We start from the raw sequence: 22,177 nt of genomic DNA on the forward strand, positions 1-22,177 counted from the left end.
GTGGCGAGCGGGCTTGCCCGCGTTGGGCTGCGAAGCAGCCCTAAATAGAGAAGAACACGGTACACCAGACACTCATCGGGGCCTGGTTTTGGGGCTGCTGCGCAGCCCAACGCGGGCAAGCCCGCTCGCCACAACATTTACAGGTGGAACCGGTCCCCCCCCTGCCCCAGCGCCGTAGCCAGCGCATCAAATCCGGCCCTCAGCAACTGATCATCCTCAGACGTATTGCAGATACTCGCCCGAATAAACTGCGGCACCGCCGTCTGCCCTACGGCAAACGCTTCTGCCGTGGCGATCAGGTAATTGTTCTGCTTGAGTTCAGCCTCGATTTCCGACGCCCGCCAAGGCTCCGGGACTTCAATCCAGAAGTGCGGGCTGTTGAGGTGAGTCCGGTACTCCAGGCCGCTCAGCAGGTCTTCGACCAACGCCTTGCGGCGGCTGATTTCACTGACCTGTTGACGCAGCAGATGCTCTGCCGTGCCGTTTTCAATCCACTGCGTGGCCAGCTCCAGGGTCACCGGCGTGGCCATCCAGCAGGTTGAACGCAGGGCCGCAGAAATACGGCTGACCAGCGCCGGTGGCGCATGCACATACCCCACCCGCAAGCCGGCCGACACGGCCTTGCTCAGGCTGCTGATCAGAATCGTGCGCTCCGGGGCAAAGTGACTCAGGGGTGGTGGGCGATCTTGCACCAGCACACCGTGGGCCTCGTCTTCGAGGATCAGCAGGTTGTGCTCGCGACACACCCTGACCAGTGCCTCACGGCGGGCGACCGACAACACCGCCGTCGTCGGGTTCTGGATGGTCGGCGTGCAGTACAGGGCGGCCACCCGGTGATTGCGACAGACTTCCTCCAGGGCCGCTGGCAACACGCCTTCCTCATCCATTTCCAGGCCGATCAGGCGAATCCCCAGCATCCGCGCGGCGGTGATCAGGCCAGGGTAGGTCAACTGCTCGGTCACCACCGTGTCGCCCGCGCGCACCAACGCCATCAAGGCGCACAGCAACCCATGCTGGCCTCCATTGACACAAATGACCTGTTCGGGAATCGGATGAAAGTCGCGCTGCACCAACCATTGCGCACCTGCCGCGCGGTAGCGGGGCAAACCGGCGTCCGGGGTGTAGGCGCTGATGTCCTGCAGGAACTTGGCATTGGTGGCCAGGGTTTCAAAGCTCTGGGCCAGAAACGTGGTCTCCTGCCCGGGGATATGCATATTGCGGCTCATATCGAAGTACTGGCGCGGCTCCTCGCTGACGTTGCGAAAGCCTTCGTCACGCTGGCGCTCCATCCCACGCTTGCGCACGAATGTTCCGTCGCCCACCCGTGCCACCACCAGGCCCAGGCGCTCCAGTTCACCGTAGGCACGGCTGATGGTCCCGATGGTCACCCCCAGATTGTCGGAAAGCACCCGATGAGGGGGCAGTTTGCGCCCCGGTTCGATCAAGCCTTCGAGGATGCCCCGCTCCATGACATCTGACAGGCGCTTGTACTTCACACCCTGCCCATTGGACAGTCCCTCTCGCATGATTGACACCATGTCAATATTTGTTTTGACAGCCATCATTCGCCCTAATAGTGTGCTTTTACGGGTTCATTCACCGGGTGAAACCTCTAATTACAAGTTCAATATAGAGTTCAATTCCGGCTCAGGGAAGCAATAAACAATGCCAATGTCCGCCGTCATCGAAAATGCCGAAAAAACCAAAAACCACAAACAATGGCTGGCTGGCCTGATCACCAGTGTGATGTTTCTGATTGTCTGCCTGAGCTGGGGCACCACCTGGCTGGGGATCAAGATCGCGGTGGAAAGCGTGCCGCCACTGACCTCGGCGGGCCTGCGCTTCCTCATCGCCTTTCCGCTGTTCCTGTGCTTTGCCCTGGTGCGGCGCGAACCAATCCTGTTTCCACGGGAGAGCCGCTGGTTCTTTGTGTTCGTGACCCTGTGCTATTTCAGCGTGCCGTACTACCTGCTCAACTACGGCGAGATGCACGTCTCGTCCGGCCTGACCGCCCTGCTGTTCAGCTGTATGCCAGTGTTTATCCTGATCTTCTCGGCATTGTTCCTACGCGAGCGCATCTACTTTTCCCAGGTCATCGGGATCGGCATCGGTTTCGGCAGCCTGTACATGATCCTCAAGAGTCAGGGACTGCACCTTGACCATGCCGAGTTCTTCGGCGTACTGGCGATTCTGACCGCCGCGATCATGCATGCCTTGTGCTATGTCATTACCAAGCAAAAAGGCAGCGCCATCAGCGTGATCACCTACAACACCCTGCCCATCGGGATTGCCGGGCTGATGCTGTTCGTCGCCGGCCTCTGGTTTGAATCGCCGACCTTCGAGGCCATCACCCTGCGGTCCTGGAGCGCCCTGTTCTACCTGGGCCTGGTAGCGTCGGTGGGCGGTTTTATCGTGTACTTCATGCTGCTCAAGCGCCTGAGCCCGATCATCCTGTCGTTCGTCTTCATTATTTTCCCGGTGTTCGCCGTGATCATCGGTGCCTGGTACGAAGGCCTGGAACTGTCCCGGGACCTGATGCTGTACTCGGCGATCCTGCTGGCCGGCTTTGCAATCACCAAGCTGCCGATCGAAAAGCTGCTGGCAAAATCCAATTGACCCTTTCCCCACCACGCGAGAGAAACATGGAAGTCCTCCGCCAAACCGCCCTGGAGCAGATCTACGCCCACGCCTGCCGCACCTATCCCGAAGAGTGCTGCGGCTTTGTCTTTGCCGACGGCAGCGTGTACCTGGGCAGCAATATCCAGAACGAGTTGCACCGCAAGAACCCCGAGGCCTACCCCCGCAGCGCGGCCAACGGCTACACCTTCTCGGTGACCGACACGCTGCTGATGAACAAGGCCTTTCGCACGGACAACCCGGTGGTGGTGATTTACCACTCCCACCCGGATGTCGGTGCCTACTTCAGCGACGAGGATCAGGACAAGGCCCTCTACATGGGGGAACCGATCTACCCCGTCAGTTACCTGGTGGTGGATGTCCGCCAGGGCAAGGCCCTTGGGTCGAAGCTGTTTGCCTGGGATGGCACGCACTTCGCCCTCAACCCCTTCAACGACCTGCAAACGGAGTTGTACATGAACGCTGTCTCTTTCCCCGACATCCTGGCCCGTGTGGCCAAGTTGCCAGAATCGACCCTCGAGGGTGCCGGATCGACATTGCGCGAAGTCATTGAAGGCCTCTGTGCCCGCTACCCGCAGCTGCGGGCGCACCTGTTCCACGAGAACAACGGCCGGCTCAAGGAACACTTCCTGTTCACGGCCGGGGAAGAACTGATCGGCCCCGACGAGCCGCTGCCCGAAAAAGCAAAAATCGAAGTATTGCTCGCCACCTCCGGCGGCATGGACATCGAGTCCTTGAGCAACGAGGAAGTGCAGCGCTATGTGCGCCATATCACCCTGCCCGGTGTCGGCCGCGAAGGGCAGCTGAGCCTGAAGAAAGCCAGGGTGCTGATCATCGGCACCGGCGGCCTGGGCTCGCCCATCAGCCTGTACCTGGCCGCTGCCGGCATCGGCACCCTGGGGCTGGTGGACTTCGATGTGGTGGAAAGCAGCAACCTGCAACGCCAGGTGGTGCATGGCAACAGCACCCTGGGCCTGCCCAAGGTCGAATCCGCCAAGCGCCGGCTGCAGGACCTCAACGCGCACATCCGGATCAACACCTACGACACCGCGCTGAACGCCGACAATGCCCTGGAACTGGTCGGCGACTACGATCTGGTGATCGACGGCACGGACAACTTCGAGACCCGCTACCGGGTCAATGATGCCTGCGTACAATTGGGCAAGCCGCTGGTGTATGGCGCGATCTACCGTTTCGACGGCCAGATCAGCGTGTTCAATTACCAGGGCGGGCCCTGCTACCGCTGCCTGTACCCCCACGCCCCGCCGGCGGAACTGGCGCCCAATTGCAGTGCTGGCGGGGTCATCGGTGTACTGCCCGGCGTGGTCGGGATGATCCAGGCCACCGAGGCGATCAAGCTATTGATTGGCCTGGGCGAATCCTTGTCCGGCCGGTTGATGCGCTTTGATGCCCTGGCCATGAAGTTCAGTGAAATCCGTTTCAAGCGCCGCGCCGACTGCCCGTGCTGCTCCGACCTGCGTGAAGAACATCAGCCCCCAGCCACCGTCTGTGCCGATGCCATCCGCAGCGCTCCAAGCCTGGCCGCAGAGCACTACATCAAGCCCCAGATGCTCAAGCAGTTGCTGGAGCAGCGCAGCAGCGCCGACATCCTGCTGGATGTGCGCGACGCCAGCGAGCTGGAGGTATGCCAACTGCCCGGCGTGGTGCACATCCCCCTGGCCCAGCTCGACGAGCACCTCGACACGCTCAGCCGTGACAACACCCACTACCTGATCTGCTACGCCGGCATCCGCGCCGAGCAGGCCGCCAGCACCTTGCTAGCCGCTGGCTTTGCCAACACCCGGGTGCTTGAAGGCGGCATGAAACATTGGGTGCGCGACGTCGAACCCGACATGCCTTTGTACTGATCACAGGCCTGGGGGTACTTATCTGATGCTGCACAACTCCATACTCGACGCCATCGGCCAAACGCCCATCGTGCGCCTGGAACAATTCTCCGAAGACCTCGGCATCGAGGTCTTCGCCAAGCTTGAATCCCTGAACCCGGGCGGTAGCCACAAGGCACGGATTGCCCTGGGCATGATCCTCGACGCCGAGCGCCGGGGCATCCTGATTCGTAACTCAGGGCAAACCATCATCGAACCCAGCGGGGGCAACACTGGCATCGGCCTGGTGATGGCCGGCAATGTGCTGGGCTACAAAGTGGTGCTGGTGATTCCCGACAACTACAGCCCCGAAAAGCAAAAGCTGCTGCGCCTGTATGGGGCCAAGGTGGTGCTGTCGGACAGCCGCCTGGGCAATAACTCCCATGGCGAAAAGTGCATGGAGCTGCAGCTGGAAAACCCCAGCTTCGTCATGCTCAACCAGCAACGCAACGGCGCCAACCCCCAGACCCATCGCGACACCACCGCCCCGGAAATCATCCGCGCCTTTGGCGAGCGCCAGGTCGACTACTTCGTCAGCGGTATCGGCACCGGGGGCCATATCACCGGGATCGGTGAAACCCTCAAGGCCGCCTGGCCGCAGATCCGCGTGATGGGTGTAGAACCCGAGGAGTGCGACCTGCTCAGCGACCGCCATGCGCCGCACCATATCCAGGGCCTGTCCATCGGCTTGATCCCGAGCATTCTCAACCTGAATGTGCTGGACGGCATGCTCAAGGTCTCGCGCCTCGACTGCCTGGAAATGATGAAGCGCATCATGCGTACCGACGCCATCAGCCTGGGACTGTCGTCGGCCGCCAATATGGTGGCCATCGCCAAGCTCGCCCCGGAACTGCCCACCGACACCGTCGTCCTGACCATGGTGTACGACAGCGCCGACAGTTATCTGCCCTGTTTCGAATAACGACAATTACGGGGGTGCCTTCCATGGGAGGCTTTATCGACATGCAACAGCTGCACGATGAGTTGCTGACCCACCTCATCGCCACCCTGTCGCCAGCGCAGATGGCACAGTTGCAGCCACACCTGGCGGAGTTGATCCAGCCAGCGGCGCAGGAAGTGGCCGAGGACCTGATCGCCTACGCCTGGCGCGATCCGGCGTCCCGCGGCCGGGGTGAACTGATCCTGGAGTCCTACGCCTCGTTCAAGGCCGTGCTGTATTACCGGCTGGCGCATTGTGTCTGGAACCTTCCCGACCCGGCCCACGGCCAGTTCTGCGCCATTGCGCTGACTTTGAGCAACCAGGGCAAGCTCCTGTCCGGCGCCGAAATCCACCCGGCCGCCCGCATTGGCCGGCGCTTTGTGCTGGATCATGGCTTTGGCACGGTAATCGGCGAAACCTGCGAGATCGGCAATGACTGCTACATCCTGTGTGGCGTGACCCTGGGCGCCCGGGGCATCGCCAACAACCCGGACGGCAAGCGCCACCCGCGCCTGGGCAATAACGTGGAAGTCGGCGCAGGCGCCAGGGTGCTCGGGTATGTGCTGATCGGCGACAACGTGTTTATCAGCCCCTCCTGTGTCATCACCCAGGACGTGCCCGCAGGCACCAAGGTCAAGGTGGTCAACCAGATCCAGTTGCAGAAAAACGACGAATCGGACGCCAGCAACTACCTCGGAGCCTTTGCCCTCGACGAGCGCCTGCATGTGGTCGGTGAAGTCGACATCAGCCACCGGGTCACGCTGCTGGATGCCGACTTCCATCCATTGTCCGGCGTGGTGCTGGAGCCCACGGTCAAGGAGCGTCATCACCTGCAGTTTCGCCTGCGTACGCTGCAGGCCCCCACCTATCCCCCGCGCCTGCCCCTGAACCTGAAGGTGTGCGGGGCGAAGTTCGAAGTCACCCTGCTCTCCCCACCCGGGTTGAGCGCAATGGTGCGGCGCCTGCTGCAAACCAGCCCACTGATCGTTGGAGGATGAACATGTCCGTACACACTATGGAAACCCTGGCGCTGTTTGACAGCGCGCCTTACCAGAACGCCTTCAGCGCCCGCGTGATTGCCGTCAGCGAACAGGGCGTGGCCCTGGAGCACACCCTGTTCTACCCCACCGGGGGTGGCCAGCCCGGAGACACCGGTTACTTCACTCTGGCGGACGGCAGCCGAGTCAACGTGACCGGGACTGTGCGCGACCCGGTACTGCGCTCGATCATCTGGCATCAAGTGGACCACTGCCCCGAGTCATTGCGCGCAGGCGCACAGGTAGACGCCGGCCTGGACTGGGAACGGCGCTACCAGCACATGAAGATGCACACCTGCCTGCATCTGCTGTGCTCGATCATCGACGCGCCGGTGACCGGTTGCAGCATCAGCGCCGACAAGGGCCGCCTGGATTTCGACCTACCGGAAATGACCCTGGACAAGGAGAGCATCACCCGCGACCTCAATGCCTTGATCGAGCAGGCCCATGAGGTCAAGTCGCTGTCGATGCCGGCGTCCGAATACTCCACCCTGTTGCAGATCACCCGCACCCAGGCGGTCGCGCCCCCGGTGATCCAGGGCGCGGTGCGGGTGATTGAAATTGCCGGCATTGATATCCAGCCGTGTGGCGGCACCCATGTGGTCAACACCGAAGAAATCGGCCGGGTGTTCTGCGAGAAAATCGAGAAAAAAAGCAAGCACAACCGGCGGGTGATCTTGCGGTTCGAGTGAAGCGTCAAGCTGCCAACGGGGGGGGGTAAACGCCCCCATTGGCACGCTTGCCTTTACTTCGCCTGGGCTTTGATCTGGGCACTCAATTGCTGGACTTGCTGTTGCAGTTGGGTAATCACCTGGGTGAACTCAGTCATCATTTGATCTATACGTGCGCGCAGTTGCTGGTTGTCGCGCATGAGATCGTCAGCGCTGCGGTTCGCCGGTGGCGTTGGCTCATGGGGCTGAGCCGCTGCTGGAGCGTCCTTGGCACCGGGCGCTTGCTCAGCCGATGTGGGGGCCGACGGGGCATTGCTGTCAGTCTTCGGACCTGCGGCAGGGGCTTCGTTTGCGGAGGCATCTGCCCCCCCCATTTTCTGGGTCAACGCCTGGATCTGCTCTTGCAGCTTAGTTACCACCGCCGTGAACTGGGTTTGCAGGCGCTCAATCGTCTCGCGCAGTTGGTCATTTTCAGCAGTCAGCTGCTCGAGGCTACGAGGTGCCTCCGACCCCGACACCGGCGTGTTGTTGTCTGCGCGAGCACTGGCTTCAGGCGGCACTTTGCCCTGCCCTGCTTCTGCGCGGCCACTGGCATCTTGTTTCGATGGGGCGCCCCCTTTTGCAGGGCTCTCCATCATGCCGGCTTGCTGCCCCAGGTTTGCTATCTGCTGTTCAAGCTCAGTGATTATCGGCGTGAAGTGGGCAACCAACTGGTTAAGACTGTCACGCAGCTGGTTGTTTTCCTGGGAGAGCTGCGCCAGTTGAGGCGAGTTAGTACTGGCATTGGATGACGGTGCATTGACCAGGCCTTTATGTGCCGCAAACTGCCCACGCTGCTGCGCAGTCATCGGTGGGCGGGGTGGAGTTGAATCTGCTTGCGCGCCGGGCGGGGCATCCGTTTCAGCACGGCCTTCGTTCTGCACGGACGCTGGTTTGGGAGGCATTTCATAGGGCTGGCTGGGTGCGTACTGCGAATGACTTACGCTCGTCATAGTGGACCTCTCAGATTCAGGTAGTTGATTCACGGGCATTGCATCCCGGATGCCCCGGCAAAAACAGGTCATCTGGCTATCTGATTGGTCATTATCGGAATAAGGTTCCGGCGATGTCGGGCGTACGAATAGCAAAGTATGTCCACTTCACAACTCGCCGCCCGACGCCCTCATATCACCCACAAATCCACAAACCGGTTCACCGGCGTCGCTTCAAGCCGTGCCTGATCCTTGCACAGTGCAAAAATCTCGGCGCTGCGCTGCGCGGGGAAGCGTGTCCCCAGGTTGGCCTTGAACTTGTCTTCCAGCAAAGGAATGCCATCCGCCCGGCGCCGACGATGGCCAATCGGGTATTCCACCGCGACCTGCTCGGTGCTCGAACCATCGGTGAAGAACACCTGCACCGCGTTGGCAATGGAACGCTTGTCCGCTTCCAGGTACTCGCGGCTGTAGCGTGGATCTTCGACGATTTCCATTTTGCCGCGCAACTCATCAATGATCGGGTGCGCTGTATGGAACTCATCTTCGTACTGCTCGGCGACCAGGTTGCCAAACGCCAGGGGCACGGCTGTCATGTATTGCAGGCAATGGTCGCGGTCGGCCGCATTGGCCAGTGGGCCGACCTTGGAAATGATGCGAATGGCCGACTCGTGGGTGGTGATCACGATGCGCTCGATCTCGTGCAAGCGGTGCCTGACCTGCGGGTGCAAGGTGACAGCAGCTTCACAGGCGGTCTGGGCGTGGAACTCTGCAGGAAAGCTGATCTTGAACAGCACGTTTTCCATCACATAAGTGCCATAGGGCTGGGGCAAACTGAATGCGCGCTTGTCCTCAGGCTTGAGGGCCAGGTCCTTGTTGGTGTGACTGAACAACACGTCGTAGAAGCCCCACTGCGGTGCGCTCAGCACGCCGGGGATGCCCATCTCGCCACGCAGAGCGATATCCGCCAGACGTACACCACGACTGGATGCATCCCCCGCCGCCCAGGATTTGCGTGACCCGGCGTTTGGCGCATGCCGGTAGGTCCGCAAGGCCTGACCATCGACAAAGGCATGAGACAGTGCCGACAGCATCTGTTCGCGGTTGGCCCCCATCAACTTGGCACAGACCGCAGTGGAGGCCACTTTCACCAACAGCACATGGTCAAGACCGACGCGGTTGAAGGAGTTTTCCAGGGCAATCACACCCTGGATTTCGTGGGCCATGATCATCGCTTCCAGCACCGCGCGCACGGTCAGCGGCGCCTCGCCATGGGCCACGCGTTTTTGCGACAGGTGATCAGCGACGGCGAGAATGCCACCGAGGTTATCCGAAGGATGGCCCCATTCGGCGGCGAGCCAGGTGTCGTTGTAATCGAGCCAACGCACGATGCAGCCGATGTCCCACGCGGCCTTGACCGGGTCCAGGCGATAGGACGTACCCGGCACCCGCGCACCGAACGGCACCACTGTGCCTTCGACGATCGGTCCCAAATGCTTGGTGCACTCGGGAAAACGCAGGGCCAGCAGGCCACAACCGAGGGTGTCCATCAGGCAGTTGCGGGCGGTGTCCAGGGCATCCGGGGAGTCGATGCGGTAGTTGAGGACGTAATCGGCAATGTCCTGCAAAACCGGGTCGTAGTCGGGGCGGTTGTTCTGGTCGACGTTGGCGCTCATGGCAGTACTCCAAAATGGGTTGGGTGTGTTCCTTCCTCAGGCTCAGGGTGGGTGGTTTGTGGCAGGTCTGAATGCCTGCTCTCGTACATAAATCCAGAGGCCGCCGCCCCCTTGTGGGAGCGGGCTTGCCCGCGATAGCGCTGGATCAGTTGGTATCTGCGTGACTGACACGCCGCTCTCGCGGGCAAGCCCGCTCCCACACAAGCCCGCTCACATATCGGGGCCGGCGCAGAGCTTTAGAATGCGTCGCCGGGCACGCGCACGTAGCCTTCCATCAAGACCCGCGCACTGCGGCTCATGATGGCTTTCTTTACCACCCATTCGCCGTTGACCTGGCTGGCTTCGGCGCCCACGCGCAAGGTGCCGGACGGATGCCCGAAGCGCACGGCGTTGCGTTCCACACCGCCCGCCGCGAGGTTGACCAGGGTTCCGGAAATCGCCGCCGCCGTGCCAATCGCCACCGCCGCCGTCCCCATCATCGCGTGGTGCAGCTTGCCCATGGACAGCGCGCGCACCAGCAGATCCACATCGCCGGCCTTGATCGCCTTGCCACTGGAGGCCAGGTAATCCGCAGGCTTGGCCACAAACGCCACCTTCGGCGTGTGCTGGCGCTGGGCCGCTTCGTCCAGGTGCTTGATCAGGCCCATGCGCAATGCACCATAGGCCCGTACCTGCTCGAACATGGCCAGGGCTTTGGGATCGCTATTGATCGCGCCTTGCAGCTCGGTGCCGGTGTAGCCGAGGTCTTCGGCGTTGATAAAAATCGTCGGGATCCCGGCGTTGATCAGCGTCGCCTTGAAGGTGCCGACACCCGGTACTTCCAAGTCGTCGACCAGGTTGCCGGTAGGGAACATCGAACCGCCGCCGCCCTCTTCTTCCGCTGCCGGGTCCATGAACTCCAGTTGCACTTCCGCCGCCGGGAAGGTCACACCATCCAGCTCGAAGTCGCCGGTTTCCTGCACCGCGCCGTTGGTGACGGGCACATGGGCGATGATGGTCTTGCCGATATTCGCCTGCCAGACCCGCACCACGGCCACGCCGTTGTGGGGAATGCGGGCCGCATCCACCAGGCCGCTGCTGATGGCAAACGAGCCGACCGCCGCTGACAGGTTGCCGCAGTTGCCGCTCCAGTCTACGAACGGCTTGTCGATGGAGACCTGGCCAAACAGGTAGTCCACGTCATGCTCGGCGCGGGTGCTCTTGGCGAGGATCACGGTTTTGCTGGTACTCGAGGTGGCACCGCCCATGCCGTCGATCTGTTTGTCATAGGGATCGGGGCTGCCGATCACCCGCAGCAGCAAGGCATCGCGCGCCGCACCCGGGACCTGGGCCGATTCGGGCAGGTCCTTGAGGTTGAAAAACACGCCCTTGCTGGTGCCGCCACGCATGTAGGTGGCGGCGATCTTGATTTGCGCTACGTGTGTCATGGTTATCCTCTTCAGGCGGTCGCCGCCGATTCCAGGAAGTCCTGGGCAAAACGCTGCAACACGCCGCCCGCCTCGTAGATCGACACTTCTTCAGCGGTGTCCAGGCGGCAGGTCACCGGCACTTCGACACGCTCGCCATTCTTGCGGTTGATCACCAGGGTCAACTGCGCACGCGGGGTGCGCTCGCCGATCACGTCATAGGTTTCGCTGCCATCAATCTGCAGGGTCTTGCGGTCAGTACCCGGCAAAAATTCCAGGGGCAGCACGCCCATGCCCACCAGGTTGGTGCGGTGGATGCGTTCGAAGCCTTCGGCGGCAATCGCTTCCACACCCGCCAGGCGCACGCCCTTGGCCGCCCAGTCGCGGGACGAACCCTGGCCGTAGTCGGCGCCGGCAATGATGATCAGCGGCTGCTTGCGCTCCATGTAGGTTTCGATGGCTTCCCACATCCGTGTGACCTTGCCTTCCGGCTCGATGCGCGCCAGGGAACCCTGCTTGACCTTGCCGTTTTCCTGGACCATTTCATTGAACAGCTTGGGGTTGGCAAAGGTCGCGCGCTGGGCGGTCAGGTGGTCGCCGCGGTGCGTTGCATACGAGTTGAAGTCGACTTCCGGCAGGCCCATTTTCGCCAGGTATTCGCCGGCGGCGCTGTCGAGCATGATCGCGTTGGACGGCGACAGGTGGTCAGTGGTGATGTTGTCCGGCAGCACCGCCAGCGGGCGCATGCCCTTGAGCGGACGCGCACCGGCCAGGGCGCCTTCCCAGTACGGCGGGCGGCGGATGTAGGTGCTCTGCGGGCGCCAGTCGTACAGCGGCGTGACTTTCGGGCCGGTGTCCTCGTGGATCGCAAACATCGGGATGTAGACCTGGCGGAACTGCTCCGGCTTGACCGAGGCCTTGACCACTGCGTCGATTTCTTCATCGCTCGGCCAGATGTCCTGCAGGCGGATTTCCTTGCCGGTGGCGTCCAGGCCCAGCACGTCCTTCTCGATATCGAAGCGGATGGTACCGGCAATCGCATAGGCCACCACCAGCGGTGGCGAAGCCAGGAATGCCTGCTTGGCGTACGGGTGGATGCGCCCGTCGAAGTTGCGGTTACCCGAGAGCACGGCGGTGGCGTACAGGTCGCGGTCGATGATTTCTTGCTGGATCACCGGATCGAGTGCACCGGACATGCCATTGCAAGTGGTGCAAGCGAAGGCCACGACGCCAAAACCCAGCTGCTCCAACTCGCTGGTCAGCCCGGCTTCGTCGAGGTACATGGCCACGGTTTTCGAACCCGGCGCCAGGGACGACTTGACCCACGGCTTGCGGGCCAACCCAAGCTTGTTGGCATTGCGCGCCAGCAGGCCGGCGGCGATCACGTTGCGTGGGTTGCTGGTGTTGGTGCAACTGGTGATGGCGGCGATGATCACCGCGCCGTCGGGCATTTGCCCCGGCACGTCATCCCATTGCCCGGAAATGCCCTTGGCCGCCAGGTCGCTGGTGGCCACGCGGGCGTGCGGGTTGCTCGGGCCGGCCATATTGCGCACGACGCTGGACAGGTCGAAGCTCAGGCCACGCTCGTATTGCGCGCCCTTGAGGTCATCGGCCCACAGGCCGGTGTGCCGCGCATACTGCTCGACCAGGGCGACTTGTTCGTCTTCACGCCCGGTGAGCTTGAGGTAAGCGATGGTCTGCGCGTCGATGTAGAACATCGCCGCCGTGGCGCCGTATTCCGGAGCCATGTTGGAGATGGTGGCCCGGTCGCCCAGGGTCAGGGCCGAGGCGCCTTCGCCGAAGAACTCCAGCCAGGCACCGACAACTTTCTGCTGGCGCAGGAACTCGGTCAGGGCCAGCACCATGTCGGTGGCGGTGATGCCCGGTTGCAGCTTGCCCGTCAGTTCGACGCCAACGCTTTCCGGCAGGCGCATCCACGACGCGCGGCCAAGCATCACACTCTCGGCTTCCAGGCCGCCGACGCCGATGGCGATTACGCCCAGGGCGTCAACGTGGGGGGTGTGGCTGTCGGTGCCGACGCAGGTATCCGGGAAGGCCACGCCGTCACGCACCTGGATCACCGGGGACATTTTCTCCAGGTTGATCTGGTGCATGATGCCGTTGCCCGGCGGGATCACATCGACGTTTTTGAAAGCCTTTTTGGTCCACTCGATAAAGTGGAAACGGTCTTCATTGCGGCGGTCTTCAATGGCGCGGTTTTTCTCGAAGGCCTGCGGGTCAAAACCTCCGGCCTCGACGGCCAGGGAGTGGTCGACGATCAGTTGGGTCGGCACCACCGGGTTGACCTGGGCCGGGTCGCCGCCTTGCAGGGCAATGGCGTCACGCAGACCGGCGAGGTCTACCAGGGCGGTCTGGCCGAGGATGTCATGGCACACCACCCGGGCCGGGAACCAGGGGAAGTCGAGGTCGCGCTTGCGCTCGATCAGTTGGCTCAGGGAAGCGTTGAGGGTCGCCGGGTCGCAGCGACGCACCAGGTTTTCGGCGAGCACGCGGGAGGTGTAAGGCAGCGTGGCGTAGGCACCGGGGGTGATGGCCTCGACAGCCGCACGGGCGTCGAAGTAATCCAGGCGGCTGCCGGGGAGCGGTTTGCGAAATTCAGTGTTCATCGTCAGGACTCGGTCACGGTAGTTACAAAAGGAAGACCTGTGCCGCCCCAGAATTGGAATAAGGTCAAAATGTGGGAGCGGGCTTGCTCGCGAATGTGGTGTGTCATTCAACACATTCAGTGACTGTTACCCCGTATTCGCGAGCAAGCCCGCTCCCACACTTTTGATTCGGCTACCAATTCCGGATTGTCGGTCTCCCCACTCAGCGACGTTCGATTGGCACGAACTTGCGCTGCTCGACGCCGATGTACTCGGCGCTTGGACGGATGATGCGGTTGTTGGCGCGCTGCTCAAACACATGCGCCGCCCAGCCGGTCAGGCGTGAGCAGACGAAGATCGGGGTGAACAGCTTGGTCGGGATGCCCATGAAGTGGTACGCCGAGGCATGGTAGAAGTCGGCGTTGGGGAACAGTTTCTTCTGTTCCCACATGGTCTTGTCGATGGCTTCGGAGACCGGGAACAGCACCTTGTCGCCCACTTCATCGGCGAGTTTTTTCGACCAGCCCTTGATCACCTCATTGCGCGGGTCGTTGTCTTTATAGATCGCGTGGCCAAAGCCCATGATCTTGTCCTTGCGTTCCAGCATGCCGAGGGTGCCTTTCACGGCGTCTTCGGCCGAGGAGAAACGCTCGATCATTTCCATCGCCGCTTCGTTGGCACCGCCATGCAGCGGGCCGCGCAGGGAACCGATGGCGGCGGTGACGCAGGAATACAGGTCGGACAGGGTCGAGGCACACACACGAGCGGTGAAGGTCGAGGCGTTGAATTCGTGCTCGGCGTAGAGGATCAGCGACACGTTCATGACTTTTTCATGCAGCTCGCTCGGCTTCTTGCCATGCAGCAGGTGCAGGAAATGCCCGCCGATGCTCGGCTCGTCGGTCACGCAGTCGATGCGCTTGCCGTCGTGGCTGAAGCGGTACCAGTAGCACATGATCGCCGGGAACGCGGCCAGCAGGCGGTCAGTGACATCGCGCTGCACGCTGAAGTCTTTTTCCGGTTCGATATTGCCGAGGAACGAGCAACCGGTGCGCATCACGTCCATCGGGTGGGCGTCGGCAGGGATGCGTTCCAGCACTTCCTTGAGCGCCTGGGGCAGGTCACGCAGCTTGCTCAGCTTGGCGCTGTAGGCCGCCAGCTCGGCCTTGCTCGGCAATTCGCCGTACAACAGCAGGTAGGCGACTTCTTCAAACTGCGCGTCGGCGGCCAGTTCACGCACGTCGTAGCCGCGATAGGTCAGGCCGGCACCGGCCTGGCCCACGGTGGACAGTGCCGTCTGCCCGGCCACCTGGCCACGCAGGCCGGCGCCACTCAGTACTTTTGCTTCAGCCATGGTTCTTCTCCAATTTTGTAGTTATCTGGGAGGCGCTGCGCTTACTTCTTGGCGGCGAACAGCGCGTCGAGCTTCTGCTCGAAGGTGTGGTAGTCGATGCGATCGTAAAGCTCCATGCGGGTTTGCATGGTGTCGATCACGTTCTGTTGGGTGCCGTCGCGACGGATCGCGGTGTAGACGTTCTCGGCGGCCTTGTTCATGGCGCGGAAAGCCGACAGCGGGTACAGCACGATGGAAACATCGGCAGATTTCAACTGTTCGGTGGTGTACAGCGGGGTCGCGCCGAATTCCGTGATGTTGGCCAGGATCGGGGCTTTGACCCGCGAAGCGAACAGCTTGTACATCTCAAGCTCGGTGATGGCTTCCGGGAACACCATGTCGGCACCGGCCTCGATGCACGCGGCGGCACGTTCCAGGGCGGACTCCAGGCCTTCCACGGCCAGGGCGTCGGTACGCGCCATGATCACGAAGCTGTCATCGGTCCGGGCATCCACGGCGGCCTTGATACGGTCGACCATTTCCTGCTGGGACACGATCTCTTTGTTCGGGCGATGGCCGCAACGCTTGGCCCCCACCTGGTCCTCGATATGAATCGCGGCGGCGCCGAACTTGATCATCGACTTGACGGTGCGCGCCACGTTGAACGCCGAGGAGCCGAAACCGGTGTCCACGTCCACCAACAGCGGCAGGTCGCAGACATCGGTGATACGGCGCACATCGGTCAGCACATCATCCAGGCCGGTGATGCCCAAGTCCGGCACGCCCAGGGAGCCCGCGGCGACCCCGCCACCAGACAGGTAAATGGCCTTGAAACCGGCGCGCTTGGCCAGCAGCGCGTGGTTGGCATTGATCGCGCCGACCACTTGCAGGGGGTGTTCGCTGGCGACCGCATCACGGAAACGCTGGCCGGGGGTGCTGTTTTTATAGGAACTCATGACTCACCTCTCGAGGGGGCGCCGTCGGGGAAGTGACGGGCGATATTGCGTTTGGAGGCGCCGATATGACGGCGCATCAACAACTCGGCCAGTTCACCGTCGCGATCGGCAATCGCGTCAAGAATGCGGTGATGCTCGGCAAATGCCTGGCGTGGACGATTGGGGGTGGCGGAGAACTGGATGCGGTACATGCGCACCAGTTGATACAGCTCGCCGCACAACATTTGAGTCAGGGTGCGGTTACGCGCGCCTTGAATGATCCGGTAATGAAAGTCGAAGTCGCCTTCCTGCTGGTAGTAGCCCACACCGGCCTGGAATGCAGCATCGCGCTCGTGGGTGTGCAGGACTTGGCGCAGTTCCTCGATTTCTTCGTCGGTCATGCGCTCGGCGGCCAGGCGGCAGGCCATGCCTTCGAGGGATTCGCGGATTTCGTAGAGTTCCACCAGCTCAGCCTCGCTCAGGGACACCACCCGAGCGCCGACATGGGGCACGCGCACCAGCAGGCGCTGGCCCTCCAGGCGGTGGATCGCCTCACGCAGCGGGCCACGGCTGATGCCGTAGGTGCGCGCCAGCTCAGGCTCGGAGATCTTGCTGCCGGGGGCAATCTCGCCCTTGACGATGGCGGCCTGGATGCGACGGAAGACGTTCTCAGACATCGTTTGGGAATCGTCCTGCCCTACTACCGGAATTTCCAGCTGATCCAGCATGATTGTCGACACCTTTAAAAGCAATGTCGCAAAAACTAGCCAATCAGCCCCTGATAGTCAAAGAATAAATGCACATTGTCGACAATCGTCTAATAACCTGCCTTGCATCCTACAAGGGCATGGCCGGCTGCCAGCGCTGGCGCCAGAAAACCTTCATGTTAGAATGCCCGCCGCATTTGCCTGACATCCCCGGATGAAAAGGCGCACGAGGGAGCTTGCGCAGCAATGCCAGTCGCCTTGAATCAAACATCGCACTGCACCGCCTCAGGATCTATGAGACTCAAGCCCTTCCCCCTATTGTTTTGCCTACTGATGTTTCCGGGCCTTGGCATCGCTGCCGAGAAGACCGTCTATGGCCTCAATGAATACGCCAAGCTGGCGGGTATTGACCTGGAAGTCGCCGCCAAGCTCGACACCGGCGCCAAGACTGCGTCGTTGAGTGCCCGGGACATCAAGCGCTTCAAGCGCAACGGTGAGTCCTGGGTCCGCTTCTACCTGGCCATCGACACCGCCCATTCGCACCCCATCGAGCGTCCCCTGGCCCGCGTCAGCAAGATCAAGCGCCGCGCCGGCGACTACGACCCCGATGAGGACAAGAACTACACCGCCCGTCCGGTGATTGCCCTGGACATCTGCATGGGCACTGCTTTACGCAGCATCGAAGTGAACTTGACTGACCGCAGCGCCTTCCAATATCCGCTGCTGATTGGCTCCGAAGCCTTGAAACGCTTTGATGCGCTGGTCGACCCCAGTCTTAAATACGCAGCAGGCAAACCTGCCTGCGCCGCCGACGCTCATACCGCCGAGTAATTCCAATGCGCTCTCTTAATATGCACTTGAAGATTCTGATCGCCATCCTGGTGGTACTGGGCATTTCGGTCACGGCCTATCAGATCCTGGTTCTCGGCATCCCGGTGACCGAGGACGCCACTGACGACCTGTGGAACATCGACGCCAAGGTCGAGTTCGTGGCCAACGCCAAGGATCCGGTCAAGGTCCAGATGTTCGTGCCGCCCCTGAGCCGCGACTTCGTCAGCCTCAATGAGAGCTTCATCTCCAATAACTATGGGGTGAGCGTCAACCGCATCGACGGCAACCGCAAGGTCACCTGGTCGGCCCGGCGCGCCAAGGGCAACCAGACCCTCTACTACCGCCTGGTGCTGACCAAGCGCTACAGCGGCGAAAAGGTCAAGGTCAAGGGCCCGACCTTCCGCGACAGCATCGCCGTGGAAGGCCCGGAAAAAATCGCCGCCGAGGCCCTGCTGGCACCGATCCGCCAGCACTCGGCCGATGTCGAGACCTTTATCAGCGAAGCCATCAAGCGCACCAACAACCTCAACGATGACAACGTCAAGCTGCTGCTGGCGGGCGATCCGTCGACGCCGCACAAGGCCAAGATCATCGAGTTGCTGCTGTCCATCGCCCACGTGCCGGTGGAAAAGGTCCACACCATCCGCCTGGTAGCCGACCAACCGCAAACCCCGGAACTGTGGCTGCGCAGCTTCAATGGCAACGACTGGCTGTACTTCAACCCGGAAACCGGCGAACAGGGCCTGCCCTCCGATCGCCTTCTGTGGTGGACCGGCGATGAAAACCTGATCACCGTCGACGGCGGCAAGAAAGCCGCCGTGACCTTCAGCCTGAACAACAGCGAGATGAACGCGATCCGCCTGGCCAAGCTGACGGACGAGAACACCGACGCCAACTTCCTCGAATACTCGCTCTACGGCCTGCCGCTGCAAACCCAGCAGACCTTCATGATCATGGTGATGATCCCGATTGGCGTGCTGGTGATCCTGATCCTGCGTAACCTGATCGGCCTGCAGACCCTGGGCACCTTCACCCCGGTGCTGATTGCCCTGGCGTTCCGCGAGACCCAGCTGGGCTTTGGCATCGTGCTGTTTACGGTGATTACGGCACTGGGGCTGTCCCTGCGGTCGTACCTGGAGCATTTGAAACTGCAGATGCTGCCGAGGCTCTCGGTGGTACTGACCTTTGTCGTGGTGTTGATTGCTGCCATCAGCCTGTTCAGCCACAAGCTGGGCCTGGAGCGCGGCCTGTCGGTGGCGCTGTTCCCGATGGTGATCCTGACCATGACCATCGAACGCCTGTCCATTACCTGGGAAGAGCGCGGCGGCGGCCATGCGATGAAAGTCGCGATTGGCACCCTGTTCGCTGCCTCCCTGGCCCACCTGATCATGAGCGTGCCGGAGTTGATCTACTTCGTGTTCACCTTCCCGGCGATCCTGTTGATCCTGGTGGGCTTCATGCTGGCCATGGGTCGCTACCGTGGCTACCGCCTGACCGAGCTGGTGCGTTTCAAAGCCTTCCTCAAGGCTGATTCGTAATGTTCGGGTTCTGGAAGACCTGGAAGGCCCTGGAAGCGCGGGGCATCATGGGCATCAACCGGCGTAATGCCGACTACGTGCTCAAGTACAACAAGCGCAGCCTGTATCCGATTGTCGATGACAAAATCATCACCAAGGAACGGGCGATCCAGGCCGGCATCCATGTGCCGGAGATGTACGGGATCATTTCCACCGAGAAAGAAATCGACAAGCTCGACGAAATCATCGGTGGCCGTAGCGACTTCGTGATCAAGCCGGCCCAGGGCGCCGGCGGCGACGGCATCCTGGTGATCGCCGACCGTTTTGAAGGACGCTATCGCACGGTGTCCGGCAAGATCATCAGCCACGAGGAAATCGAGCACCAGATTTCCAGCATCCTCACCGGCCTGTATTCCCTGGGCGGTCACCGTGACCGCGCATTGATCGAATACCGGGTGGTGCCCGACCAGATCTTCAAGAGCATCAGCTACGAAGGCGTGCCGGATATCCGCATCATCGTGTTGATGGGCTACCCGGTGATGGCCATGCTGCGCTTGCCGACCCGTCAGTCCGGCGGCAAGGCCAACCTGCACCAGGGCGCGATTGGCGTGGGCGTGGACCTGGCCACCGGCCTGACCCTGCGCGGCACCTGGCTGAACAACATCATTACCAAGCACCCCGACACCACCAACGCGGTGGACGGTGTGCAACTGCCCAACTGGGACGGTTTCATGAAACTCGCCGCCGGCTGCTACGAGCTGTGCGGACTGGGTTACATCGGTGTAGACATGGTGCTGGACCAGGAAAAAGGCCCGCTGATCCTCGAACTCAATGCGCGCCCCGGGTTGAATATCCAGATTGCCAACGATTGCGGCCTGACCTTGCGTACCCATGCCGTAGAAGCTCGACTGGAAGAGCTGAAGGCGGCGGGCGTGACAGAAACGGCGGAAGAACGGGTGAAGTTTGCCCAGGAAATGTTTGGGCATATTCCACCCGTAGAAGGCTGACAGCGCCCCGCGGCTGCGCCCTCTATCCAACCATCCCCGACATCCCCTCTAGGAGCAAATCCTACAGGGGACTACAATCCCCTCCCCGCCCCATGGCTGATTCACCCCGCATGTCGACCTGCTCTGTACATCCCCTGCCCTATCGGGCAAACCCCGCCGAGTATTTTGCGGCGATCCGCCATGCACCCGGCGCCGTGCTGCTGGACAGCGGCCGACCGGCAGCCGAGCGTGGTCGCTATGACTTGCTCAGCGCCTGGCCGGAAGCAACCCTGGCGGTATGGCCGGACGAAAGCGGTAGCGATTTCTTACAACGGCTGCGGGAAAATCTGAAGATGCTGGGTGAGGCTAGCCTGCCCGCGCCCTATGAACTACCGTTCGCCGGCGGCTTGATCGGCTACCTGAGCTACGATTTTGGCCGCCACCTGGAGCAACTGCCGCATCAGGCTATCGACGATATCGGCCTGCCCGATGCCCGTTTTGGCCTGTACGCCTGGGCACTGGTCAGCGACCATCAGGCGCGCACCAGCCAATTGGTGTTCCACCCCAAACTTCCGGAAAGCGAACGCCAGCGCCTGCTGGCCCTGTTCAGCCAACCGGCCGCCGACACCCCGGCCAGCTTCAAGCTGCATACCCGGATGACCCCAGACCTGAGCGCCGCAGCCTATGAACAGGCCCTGGCGCGGATCCAGGATTACATCCAGGCCGGCGACTGCTACCAGGTCAACTTCGCCCAACGCTTTCGCGCGGCCTGCAACGGCGATCCATGGGTCGCCTACTGCGCCTTGCGCGCCGCCTGCCCGACGCCGTTCTCGGGCTTTCAGAGCCTGCCGGATGATGGCGCGGTAGTCAGCCTGTCACCGGAGCGTTTCGTGCGGGTCAACCAGCGCCAGGTGGAAACCCGTCCGATCAAGGGCACCCGCCCCCGCGGGCTGACTCCGCAAGAGGATGCGGCCAACGCCGCCGAACTCCTAGCCAGCCCCAAGGATCGTGCAGAGAACCTGATGATCGTCGATCTGCTGCGCAATGACCTGGGCCGCACCTGCCGCACCGGCTCGGTCAAGGTCCCGGAGCTGTTCAGCCTGGAAAGCTACCCCAACGTGCATCACCTGGTCAGCAGCGTCACCGGCGAACTGGCCGACGACAAAGACGCCCTGGACCTGATCGCCGGCAGCTTCCCCGGCGGCTCGATCACCGGCGCCCCGAAGATCCGTGCGATGCAGATCATCGACGAACTGGAACCGACCCGGCGCGGCTTGTACTGCGGTTCATTGTTGTACCTGGACGTGCGTGGCGAGATGGACAGCTCCATCGCCATTCGCAGCCTGCTGGTCAAGGATGGCCAGGTCTGTTGCTGGGGCGGCGGCGGGATCGTCGCCGATTCCGAGTGGCAGGCGGAGTACCAGGAGTCGATGACCAAGGTGCGGGTGTTGCTGGAAACACTGGAAGGGCTGTAAGGGAAAGAACCTGAATCAGAACCACCGTGGTCAGTATCAGGGCGCAGGGATAGCGTCTGGCTCTGGCATTCCACCTGGCCGTCTGTGACGGGATCACATGGATCGACTGCTTATTGCTTCTGTCGCTTTATCGTTTGCACCGTTAAAACAAAGCCCTTTTCCTACACATCGCGCTCCCTGTGAAGAGTTACAAATCCAGGAAGCGACACCCAACATCTCCCAAACTGGGAGGATTGACTTATGCGACTAATCGCAAGAGCCGCCTTAAGGGAGTTCTGGGAATCATCCGGCTTACACCGACTCCCAAACACCCCTGGTTGAAGGGTATCGCCATAGGGAGAAGTCCACCTTTTACACGCCGCAAGACCTGGCCGCTGCGCTGGCGCGCGTGGACCAACTGGGCCTGACGGCCCGTGACCTGGAACCCTTTATCGGCTCCAGCGGACGCGTGTCGGAAGTGCTGAACCACAAGCGCAAGTTGAGCCTGGCCATGATCAAGCGCCTGCACGAGGGTTTGCGCATTCCTTATGAGCAGTTGCTTGCGGGAGTTTGATCTTTGGCGTTTT

Annotated in this window: 17 protein-coding genes and 1 pseudogene; 10 read left to right on the forward strand and 8 right to left on the reverse strand. The window is 61.7% G+C overall.

All coding sequences use genetic code 11. The annotated features are described in order from the left end of the window. Positions 1 to 137: 137 nt before the first annotated feature. Positions 138 to 1,562, reverse strand: coding sequence for a PLP-dependent aminotransferase family protein (locus PSH73_RS18445; RefSeq protein ID WP_115129428.1), 1,425 nt, complete (start codon positions 1,560 to 1,562; stop codon positions 138 to 140). Positions 1,563 to 1,722: 160 nt separating this feature from the next. Between PSH73_RS18445 and PSH73_RS18450 the strand changes: the two genes are divergently transcribed. The 5 genes from PSH73_RS18450 to PSH73_RS18470 are packed head-to-tail and all read left to right on the forward strand — an operon-like array spanning position 1,723 to position 7,192. Beyond that, positions 1,723 to 2,616, forward strand: coding sequence for a DMT family transporter (locus PSH73_RS18450; protein ID WP_200657066.1), 894 nt, complete (start codon positions 1,723 to 1,725; stop codon positions 2,614 to 2,616). Positions 2,617 to 2,642: 26 nt separating this feature from the next. Next, a complete protein-coding gene (moeB, locus tag PSH73_RS18455; RefSeq protein WP_305417918.1) occupies positions 2,643 to 4,505 on the forward strand; it encodes a molybdopterin-synthase adenylyltransferase MoeB in 1,863 nt (620 codons plus the stop codon). A 25-nt stretch (positions 4,506 to 4,530) separates the two neighbouring features. Beyond that, positions 4,531 to 5,445, forward strand: coding sequence for a PLP-dependent cysteine synthase family protein (locus PSH73_RS18460; RefSeq protein WP_057439531.1), 915 nt, complete (start codon positions 4,531 to 4,533; stop codon positions 5,443 to 5,445). Positions 5,446 to 5,468: 23 nt separating this feature from the next. Beyond that, entirely contained in the window at positions 5,469 to 6,461 is a 993-nt protein-coding gene (locus PSH73_RS18465; RefSeq protein WP_120733866.1) for a serine O-acetyltransferase, read from the forward strand. Between the two features lie 2 nt (positions 6,462 to 6,463). Continuing rightward, positions 6,464 to 7,192 (forward strand): alanyl-tRNA editing protein, encoded by a 729-nt coding sequence (locus tag PSH73_RS18470; protein WP_057960346.1) that lies wholly within the window; start codon positions 6,464 to 6,466, stop codon positions 7,190 to 7,192. A 53-nt stretch (positions 7,193 to 7,245) separates the two neighbouring features. On the opposite strand, the gene PSH73_RS18475 is transcribed toward PSH73_RS18470, so the two are convergent. The 7 genes from PSH73_RS18475 to PSH73_RS18505 form a co-directional block, all read right to left on the reverse strand. Beyond that, positions 7,246 to 8,094, reverse strand: a complete 849-nt coding sequence (locus PSH73_RS18475) for a hypothetical protein (RefSeq protein ID WP_128592852.1) — start codon at positions 8,092 to 8,094, stop codon at positions 7,246 to 7,248. 239 nt (positions 8,095 to 8,333) lie between these two features. After that, positions 8,334 to 9,818: a 2-methylcitrate dehydratase gene (gene prpD / locus PSH73_RS18480; RefSeq protein ID WP_169989633.1), complete on the reverse strand. Its 1,485-nt coding sequence runs from the start codon at positions 9,816 to 9,818 to the stop codon at positions 8,334 to 8,336. A gap of 236 nt (positions 9,819 to 10,054) precedes the next feature. After that, on the reverse strand, positions 10,055 to 11,245 hold the full coding sequence (gene prpF / locus PSH73_RS18485) for a 2-methylaconitate cis-trans isomerase PrpF (RefSeq protein WP_057960349.1): 1,191 nt from the start codon (positions 11,243 to 11,245) through the stop codon (positions 10,055 to 10,057). Between the two features lie 11 nt (positions 11,246 to 11,256). Next, positions 11,257 to 13,851 carry a Fe/S-dependent 2-methylisocitrate dehydratase AcnD gene (acnD, locus tag PSH73_RS18490; RefSeq protein WP_057960350.1) on the reverse strand — a complete coding sequence of 865 codons (2,595 nt, stop codon included), beginning with the start codon at positions 13,849 to 13,851 and terminating at the stop codon, positions 11,257 to 11,259. Positions 13,852 to 14,053: 202 nt separating this feature from the next. Beyond that, entirely contained in the window at positions 14,054 to 15,181 is a 1,128-nt protein-coding gene (prpC, locus tag PSH73_RS18495; RefSeq protein ID WP_057439535.1) for a 2-methylcitrate synthase, read from the reverse strand. Positions 15,182 to 15,222: 41 nt separating this feature from the next. Next, positions 15,223 to 16,116 (reverse strand): methylisocitrate lyase, encoded by an 894-nt coding sequence (gene prpB, locus PSH73_RS18500; protein ID WP_029298299.1) that lies wholly within the window; start codon positions 16,114 to 16,116, stop codon positions 15,223 to 15,225. After that, positions 16,113 to 16,823 (reverse strand): GntR family transcriptional regulator, encoded by a 711-nt coding sequence (locus tag PSH73_RS18505; protein WP_057439536.1) that lies wholly within the window; start codon positions 16,821 to 16,823, stop codon positions 16,113 to 16,115. The genes prpB and PSH73_RS18505 overlap by 4 nt, the downstream gene beginning before the upstream one ends. Positions 16,824 to 17,096: 273 nt before the next feature. On the opposite strand from PSH73_RS18505, the gene PSH73_RS18510 reads away from it, so the two are divergent. From PSH73_RS18510 to PSH73_RS18530, 5 genes and pseudogenes are all read left to right on the forward strand, one after another. Continuing rightward, the gene (locus PSH73_RS18510; RefSeq protein ID WP_057960351.1) at positions 17,097 to 17,633 is read left to right on the forward strand and encodes an ATP-dependent zinc protease; all 537 of its coding nucleotides are present in this window, start codon (positions 17,097 to 17,099) and stop codon (positions 17,631 to 17,633) included. A 5-nt stretch (positions 17,634 to 17,638) separates the two neighbouring features. Beyond that, positions 17,639 to 19,171, forward strand: a complete 1,533-nt coding sequence (locus tag PSH73_RS18515; RefSeq protein WP_198799615.1) for an inactive transglutaminase family protein — start codon at positions 17,639 to 17,641, stop codon at positions 19,169 to 19,171. Beyond that, positions 19,171 to 20,157: an alpha-L-glutamate ligase-like protein gene (locus PSH73_RS18520; RefSeq protein WP_057960353.1), complete on the forward strand. Its 987-nt coding sequence runs from the start codon at positions 19,171 to 19,173 to the stop codon at positions 20,155 to 20,157. The genes PSH73_RS18515 and PSH73_RS18520 overlap by 1 nt, the downstream gene beginning before the upstream one ends. 110 nt (positions 20,158 to 20,267) lie before the next feature. Next, positions 20,268 to 21,611, forward strand: a complete 1,344-nt coding sequence (gene pabB, locus PSH73_RS18525) for an aminodeoxychorismate synthase component I (RefSeq protein WP_289139838.1) — start codon at positions 20,268 to 20,270, stop codon at positions 21,609 to 21,611. A gap of 385 nt (positions 21,612 to 21,996) precedes the next feature. Further along, positions 21,997 to 22,164 (forward strand): annotated as a pseudogene (locus PSH73_RS18530) (type II toxin-antitoxin system HigA family antitoxin); the annotation flags it as partial. Positions 22,165 to 22,177 lie beyond the last annotated feature (13 nt).

It is taken from the genome of Pseudomonas sp. FP2294 (genome assembly GCF_030687625.1).
GTDB lineage: Bacteria > Pseudomonadota > Gammaproteobacteria > Pseudomonadales > Pseudomonadaceae > Aquipseudomonas > Aquipseudomonas shahriarae.